The 7222-nt window shown below is 34.4% G+C and carries 7 protein-coding genes and 3 pseudogenes; 2 read left to right on the top strand and 8 right to left on the bottom strand.

All coding sequences use genetic code 11. The features are described from left to right. From HET73_RS04955 to HET73_RS04935, 5 genes and pseudogenes are all read right to left on the bottom strand, one after another. Positions 1-836: pseudogene (locus HET73_RS04955) on the bottom strand (type II secretion system protein GspD); the annotation flags it as partial. A gap of 141 nt (positions 837-977) precedes the next feature. Then, positions 978-1973, bottom strand: a pseudogene (locus tag HET73_RS04950) (pyruvate dehydrogenase complex E1 component subunit beta). A 102-nt stretch (positions 1974-2075) separates the two neighbouring features. Then, complete coding sequence (locus HET73_RS04945) at positions 2076-2237, bottom strand: hypothetical protein (protein ID WP_174134123.1); 162 nt, start codon at positions 2235-2237, stop codon at positions 2076-2078. A 499-nt stretch (positions 2238-2736) separates the two neighbouring features. After that, a complete protein-coding gene (locus HET73_RS04940; protein ID WP_174134122.1) occupies positions 2737-2901 on the bottom strand; it encodes a hypothetical protein in 165 nt (54 codons plus the stop codon). Positions 2902-2908: 7 nt separating this feature from the next. Further along, positions 2909-3244, bottom strand: coding sequence for a hypothetical protein (locus HET73_RS04935; protein ID WP_174134121.1), 336 nt, complete (start codon positions 3242-3244; stop codon positions 2909-2911). A gap of 202 nt (positions 3245-3446) precedes the next feature. Here HET73_RS04935 and HET73_RS09090 point away from each other — a divergent pair, with 202 nt between their 5' ends. Then, positions 3447-3572: a hypothetical protein gene (locus HET73_RS09090; RefSeq protein WP_281356029.1), complete on the top strand. Its 126-nt coding sequence runs from the start codon at positions 3447-3449 to the stop codon at positions 3570-3572. A 551-nt stretch (positions 3573-4123) separates the two neighbouring features. Here HET73_RS09090 and HET73_RS04930 read toward each other — a convergent pair. From HET73_RS04930 to HET73_RS04920, 3 genes are read right to left on the bottom strand one after another with little or no spacing between them, the layout of a single operon-like run. Next, the gene (locus HET73_RS04930) at positions 4124-4675 is read right to left on the bottom strand and encodes a hypothetical protein (RefSeq protein ID WP_174134120.1); all 552 of its coding nucleotides are present in this window, start codon (positions 4673-4675) and stop codon (positions 4124-4126) included. Further along, the gene (locus tag HET73_RS09495; protein WP_174134119.1) at positions 4668-4889 is read right to left on the bottom strand and encodes an ankyrin repeat domain-containing protein; all 222 of its coding nucleotides are present in this window, start codon (positions 4887-4889) and stop codon (positions 4668-4670) included. The genes HET73_RS04930 and HET73_RS09495 overlap by 8 nt, the downstream gene beginning before the upstream one ends. Next, positions 4873-5025, bottom strand: a complete 153-nt coding sequence (locus tag HET73_RS04920; RefSeq protein WP_174134118.1) for a hypothetical protein — start codon at positions 5023-5025, stop codon at positions 4873-4875. Before HET73_RS04920 ends, HET73_RS09495 begins: the two co-directional genes overlap by 17 nt. A 684-nt stretch (positions 5026-5709) precedes the next feature. Between HET73_RS04920 and HET73_RS09490 the strand changes: the two are divergent. Beyond that, positions 5710-6881: pseudogene (locus HET73_RS09490) on the top strand (lipoprotein-releasing ABC transporter permease subunit). The last annotated feature ends 341 nt before the right edge of the window (positions 6882-7222 follow it).

Here is a 7222-nt window from a genome sequence, read left to right as displayed (position 1 = left end):
TTTCATCGCGCAAGTCATTTAAGTTGATACCAGAAAGGTATTTGTCGCCTAATACAACTTCAACTATCTTTGCTTCTATCATTACTTGAGAAGACGCTAACTGCTTAACCTTATTAATATATTATTCGACAGCTCTATGGATATTTTTCCAAGCATTTAAAATAATAACACCAGCTTCTCTATTATAGACAAAAGAAATTCTCCATCATCTACACCATTGACAGCCATTATTGCATTCAAACCATTTTCCAATGAATTCCACGAATCACTGCTATATTGAGATTTCATAACGCTATTGTAATCCTTATCAACATTACTACTAGTAATGTTGTTATTAACAGCAAAGCTACTTTGAGCAGAGTGTTGAATATTGATGAAATCTACGTAATAGTTTAGTGCATATGGTAAATCCTGTTCAATTCTAATCACACCATTACTTGTCGAGCAACGCAGTTTGGCGCTATCAGCCATGCTCTGAATTACTTCATTTATTATTTTTATCTTTCAACTTTAAAATGATATTTTTGGATCTATATCTAAGTTAATGTCAGAAAGTTTTCCTATCTCAATTAGCAAATCCTTTACTGGAACTTCTTCACTAATATTAATCGAAATAAGCTGACTACTGGCTGTAAGATCAGGAAACTTTATGGGCAAAGGCACAATTTCTGGTACTGCTGGTACGACGTTTCCCGAAAGAGACATTCTGTCCTTACAATGCTTTAGGTGCTCACTTATATCATATGATCTTTGTCGTCTACTTTGATAAGGTCTTTATTATATCCCTGAATGATAAAAATGATAAAAAGGAGCATTAAGCATCTAAAAATAGCCATTAGAAAAAAGCATACAAAACGATTCTAATAGATTTCTATAAAAATATTAAAAATGTATTGAGTTTTGCTTTCATCTGTAAAGATCTTCTTTCTAAGACAATATTATATCCCTGACTAAGAGACAATATTATCGAAAGCGGGTTATACAGGAGATCTATTTTTTCTAAAGCTGGCCTGATGTACAGCTTCAACTATATCTTCCACTTGTGGTAATGCTTTTTCTCCAGATTTGCAGCATAGGGTAAAGGAACATCCTAGTCAGTTACACATACAACTTGGGCGTCAAGGCAGTCAAATCCCTGTTCCATAACAATAGCCGAAAGCTCTGCTCCTATTCCTGCAAATGGCCAACCTTCTTCTACGCTAACCAGCATATTAGTCTTCTTGACAGAATTAATAACAGTTTTAGTGTCAAGCGGCCTTAAGGTTCTCAAGTCAATAACTTCAGCTTCTATACCTTTACTAGAGAGTAAATCTGCTATATTTAAAGCATCCATTAATTTCAGTGAGAAAGCATCCTTTCCTTCCCGTACAATAGCAGCTTTGCCTATCTCAAGCAGATAGTCTTTATTCGATAGCTCAGAGTCAGGAACTTCTTGCTCATGTTCATAAGCAATCTCGTTTTCTAGAAATATCACTGGATCTGGATCACGAATTACAGCTTTAAGCAGACCTCTACAATCTCAAATAAGGTGCTATTACTTTTAATCCTGGTGCATGCGAATACCAAGATGCAAAGCATTGAGAGTGTTGCGCAGCAACTCTTGCTGCAGCGCCATTTGGTCCGCGAAATACTATGGGACATCCGAGTTGTCCATCTGACATATAATTTGTTTTTGCTGCAGAATTCACAATTTGATCGATAGCCTGCATAGAAAAATTAAAGGTCATAAACACAACGATTGGCCTAAGTCCATCAAATGCTGCTCCAACAGCAAGGCCAGAAAATCCATGTTCGGTAATAGGTGTATCAACCACCCTAATTTCTCCAAACTCTTTCAACAATCCTTTTGTTACTTTATAAGCACCGTCATATTCTGCAACTTCTTCACCCATGATAAACACGTCAGGATCGTTTTGCATTTCTTCTCTGATTGCTGTGCATAAAGCTTCTCTTACACTCAAGGTTGCCTTTATAAATTTTTATAGACTTTAACTAAGGCAACTATATCAAAGTTACCAGGGGCTAGTAAAGCAGTATGTTCCATAGAGCAAAAGTTTTGCTCTATGGAACATACATCACCTTGTTCTTTCACTATTGTTTGTTCTTTCATTGGCAACTTTTTCAGGATGGCTCGATTTAGATTTATCTAACATCTCCTTATACGCTGCATTGCAGTTACGTAATGCTCCAAAATATCTCTGTGGCATTGTTAAGTCATCTGTTCCTTTCGTTTCCATTCTTTGTGCAAATTGCTTTGTAGTTTCTGAATGTATAGTGTTTTCGAGTATACCTTTTTCTCTTATTGTGTGAGAAACTTGCTGTTGTTATCTTTATATCATCAGCAAAAACGTTTTTTAGCTCTGACTTGAGAAAGGCGACATTATACAAGTTTTCTTGAGTTGGTTTATAGTGACCACTAAAGGTATCAATTTCAGTTATTTTTCCATCCTTTACTTTCATCATACCAAAACATAATCCTGGCTTACCACCAAGAAGTGTTGAGTGGTAATACCCATATTTAATATTGTCACTCGGTCGGATATGTTGTGAAGTAACTAACTTACCATCAAGCGTAATAGAGTATGCTACAATTCCTTTTTGATCTTTGCTTATCTTGTCGCTCGTATCGTATAAATTACCGCGTTGATCAAACAGCCTATATTCACATTTTAAGTCCCTTTCTATACTTTTTGTGTTTTCAGCTTGCTCTGTTAACGAGAAACGTTTAACGGATGTTTAAAGTCCCGAAAGTTCCTTATAGCTTTTTCTTTCTTTGGTTCCCACCTCTTTCATATATGCAACTTCTTCAAACATTGGAGGTGCTTTATACAAAATGCCGGTGTAGTGATCAATTACTGATTTATTACCAAGATCTATAGTCACCTGTTCTTCTTTTGGCACGCGGTAGTTACCTGATTTTAGACTTGCCTTGCCAAATTCTTTTATTGCATATCGAAGTTTTTCCATTCTTTCTTTTATTCCTGTTCTGAATACACCGCCACTTTTTCAGTAGATCTATATTTATCTGGTAACTCAGAGATCTTATAGTCTGTTTAAGATCAAAAGATCCACTTTTTGTAAACTTTCCATATAAACTTTTGGCATTAGAGAAAACTCTATTAGCAACTTTTTTTGACAAAATCTTCAAAATAGAGTAGCCATAATTTGTAACCTTTTCTAATAGTTTATCGCCTACATTATTGATTGAATGTAAAGCACGTTTTATTTTTGATTTATCTGACATATACTTTTACCTTAACTAATACTATTATTAATTATAGAAATGTATTTATTAATTAATTATTAGTGTTAAAAATTACAAAGCTTAACAGTGGTTTTACTCAGTAGGGAAGAAAACTGAGATAAATTTCTAAACCTTACCAACACCATGTTGCACCAAGCCTTCAATAGCTACCTCTTTCAATTCAGTGGTGGGTTTTGACATTGTGTATGTAATGCCGCCAGCTACTAACGCGGATGTCACAGAAGTTGCAATCATCGATAGAACAAACAATCCCGAAACAAGACTGAGGATAGAACCTATCATTGATGTTGTTACAAGGCTCACGTAGGCAATTTTTGATAACAGTGGCTTTTTTTCTACTTTTTTTAATGATACTTCACTTGTTTGAGAATGCTGATTTTTGTTTTCTTCTAATTCGATATTAAGCTTTGCATTTTAACTTTTCAGATTTTTTATTTCTTGTTCCAGTGATTTACTCTCTTCTTGGTTTTGTTTTTTTAATGCTTCCAATTCAGCCTCGTGCTCATCTACATATTTAGAATGCTGATTTTTTGTTTCTTCTAATTCGCTATTAAGTGCTGCATTTTCACTTTTCAGATCTTCTATTTTTTATTTCAGCGACCTATTCTCTTCATCGAGTTTATTAAATGCTTCCTACTTAGTCTCATTTTCAGCTATATAATTAGAGTTCTGATTTTTTGTTTTTTCTAATTCATTCTTAAGTGTTACGTTTTCACTTTCTAGATCGCGTATTTTTCGTTTTAGTGATTGATTTTCTTTCTGCCCCTCCTCTAGCTGAGCACATGTTTTTTTTTTTACTTAGCCCCTTTTTCTATCAATTCTTGCTCTAACCACAGACCACTATTGTCACTGCTACTCTCATTTAAAAAACTGCTCATCATTACACGTAGCATCATATTGTCCCAAAGGCTGACCATTAAATTGCTGTTCTATCTCTTTCAATCCTTTCGCTACAGCATTTCCTTCCTGCAATGACTTAAAAAATTCTATTCTATCCTTAACGCTTGGGTATTTATTACTACTCTCATCAGTAATCGAATTAGAAGAGGTCTGTTTACTCTGAACATTGCCATTACTCTCTTTCTTACTTTCATCCCACGCTTGCACTCTTAGTGCTTCTAATTTTCCTTTACCATTTCCTAATACAGTAGTTACATTATCTCTGTTCACGGCTAAGCTTGCCTGAGTTTTATGACTATCCTGAGATAGATGATAGCGACCTCCTTCTTTAATCTTTATGTTACGATCTTTTGCTTTCTTCTGCGAATAATTTTTTTCTCCTGTCTCCAATATTTCTACTATGGTATTCTTGTTTGGAACATTATCAACTATTTCTCTTGGAATTAGGCCTTGATTATCTAGTGAAGGATTTGCGTTAGCATCTAATAAAAGCTGTACTATCTTAGCCATGCAAAGCAGCAATGTGCAAAGCAGTTAATCCATTACTGGATCCATCTTTGATTCGCATATCAACTCTGACTGTCTTCTTTATCAGAAGTTTTACCGTCAATACATTGTTACTTTCTACAGCAAGATGCAACAATGTGTCATCTACAGGTCCATTTGAAGTTTTTACACTGAATAGATGATCTTTCCAGAGGCCGTTTTTAAACTTGTTCCCCACAATCTTCCTCAGGTAACTTCTTTTCTACCTCATATAATTCATCTTTTATTTTTTGAAGCAAATTATCCTCTTTCAGATGTTCACTCTCACAAACTTTCTGTATTATTTTAAAAGACTCTTCCTCCTCTATTGCCATAACTTTTCCCTATCAATTTATTTATTATTGCTGCACAATCTCATAAAAAAGTTAAATTTATTGAAATTCCATATTCGACCTAAAGATTAGCCATAAACATTTTTTTGTGTTACCCCTATCATTCAAGTAGCCCCACTAAAAATGATTTAAAACCTCCCCATATCATGTCTTTAAGGGTATTTCTGACTCAAAACTTGTGTTTCCAGGATCAATGACAAAAATTCAGTAAAAAAACTTAAGGTATTTATTGGCGAAATTATTGGGAATTTTTTCACATGCAGCCAATAAAATAAGCGTTAGCTCATTATTACAGCGCCAAATTACATTATTAAAGAGTCAAAACTCGCACCACGGGATTCTTTTGCCTTTTTTCAAAATTAGTTAAAAAACTTAATCAATCTTATTTCTTTCATTAAAAAAAAATGCTTGACAAACTTCAACATTCCCTTATCATGAAAGTATGGGTATTCCAAGTTGTCGAGCGTATAGACATTAACGCCAAGTTTTTAAAACAGACAGTAACCAGGGTTTCTTTTGCCTTATTTCAGTAAATTCCTTATAGCTACTGTAATCTTGTTAGCAGGATCTAGAGTACTCTAGGAGCATTTTAAATTTCAAGAAATAAAAATCTATAGTTTTAGAGTAGGGAAAAGTCGACAATTATAGAGGTTTCAAGAATATAGAATGTCCATCGCTTTTGAAATTATTATGGCTATTCGCTACTTGCGGGCAAAAAATGCCAGATTTTGTTCTATAATGACTTCGTTTTCTATCGTCGGCATTGCTCTTGGAGTTGCAACGCTAAAAGTGGTAATGTTATATTAATATCCATATTAATGTCTATTTTGTTAAAAGCATAAATTCGGATTATCAAAATCCATTGAGAAAATTCCAGGTGTGTTAAAAGCCACTTCTATGACCAGTGACCAAGTTATCCTTGCAGCAAATGGTAGAATTGCAGGTAGCGTAGTGAGAGGCGTGTCAGCTCAAGGCTTATTTAATAATGCTACTGTTACAAATAATGTAATTGTGGGAAATGTAAAAATATTTGATTAAGGGGTAATAATAGGGACACGATTGGCAGAAGCTTTGAACGTCGATTATGGTGATAAAATTGTGCAAATATCACCTGAAAGATGTGATGCATTATTTGATGAAATGCCGAAAATGAAAAAATATGAGGTTGTAGCAATATTTGATATGGGTATGTTTGAGTATGATAGTACTTTAATATATATGCCCATAAAATCAGCACAGGCTTTTTTTAATTATAAAGATAGTTTGAGGAATATAGAAGTATTTATAGATGACATTACTGGGGCTAATGAGCTAAAAAGTGTTATAAAAAAAGAAAGGAGAATGGAAGCTGAAACTTGGCAATTACAACATAGCCACTATTTTCATGCTTTAAAAACTGAAAGAAATGTGATGTTTTTAATTCATACTTTGATTATAATTGTGGCAGCATTCAAAATTGTCTTAAATTTAATGATGATAGTGCAAGAAAAGAAATCCGCGATTGCAATCATGCGTACATTTGGTGCAACAAGTGCATTATGCGCATATTTTGCACTTGTGGATTACTGATTGGCTTTGTAGGAACTTGTCTTGGCTCTATTATAGGTGCTGTTTCTTCTCTCAATATTGAAAATATTGGAGTGTTTTTAGAAAATATTACTAACGTTAAACTACTGGATCCTATGATATACTTTTTTTCAAGTTTGCCAGTGATATTAGTTCCTCAAGATGCAGTGAATGTTTCTGCGCTTGCATTACTCTTAACATTTTTAGCAACGATTGCTCCTGCACTGCAGGCAGCAGAGCAAGATCCTGCGGAGATACTACGTTATGAATGATATTCAACGGCAGTACATAGGCTGGGCCTTAATTGTGCTATTATTTGCCAGTTTTATTACAATAAATAATGTAGGAAAGCAGTGCTAATAGCACAAGGACGACTAAGGCTCATAAAGTTGTAGCACCACTGGCGCCATCTATACACCAAATATTGAATCATTCCTGCTATTGGTTATTTTTTTTTTTAATTTTTTTTGGGGGATTTTTGTCTAAAGGCCATCGTCCCTCATCAGTATTCTATGGCCAAGCAGTTTCGGGACTTAAGAATATACTGCTGATCCCCAATAATCCCAATGCAGGTTTGGCTTATATAGGGTGCACTAATCCTTAACATGATATT

This window comes from Wolbachia endosymbiont of Atemnus politus (assembly GCF_013309895.1).
This window is presented reverse-complemented; position numbering and strand designations above follow the sequence as displayed.

Excerpts from the sequence above, each read along its gene's own strand:
- HET73_RS04945 (WP_174134123.1), bottom strand. The coding sequence starts at position 2,237 with ATGGAAACGAAAGGAACAGATGACTTAACAATGCCACAGAGATATTTT.
- HET73_RS04935 (WP_174134121.1), bottom strand. The coding sequence starts at position 3,244 with ATGTCAGATAAATCAAAAATAAAACGTGCTTTACATTCAATCAATAAT.
- HET73_RS04930 (WP_174134120.1), bottom strand. The coding sequence starts at position 4,675 with ATGGCTAAGATAGTACAGCTTTTATTAGATGCTAACGCAAATCCTTCA.
- HET73_RS04920 (WP_174134118.1), bottom strand. The coding sequence starts at position 5,025 with ATGGCAATAGAGGAGGAAGAGTCTTTTAAAATAATACAGAAAGTTTGT.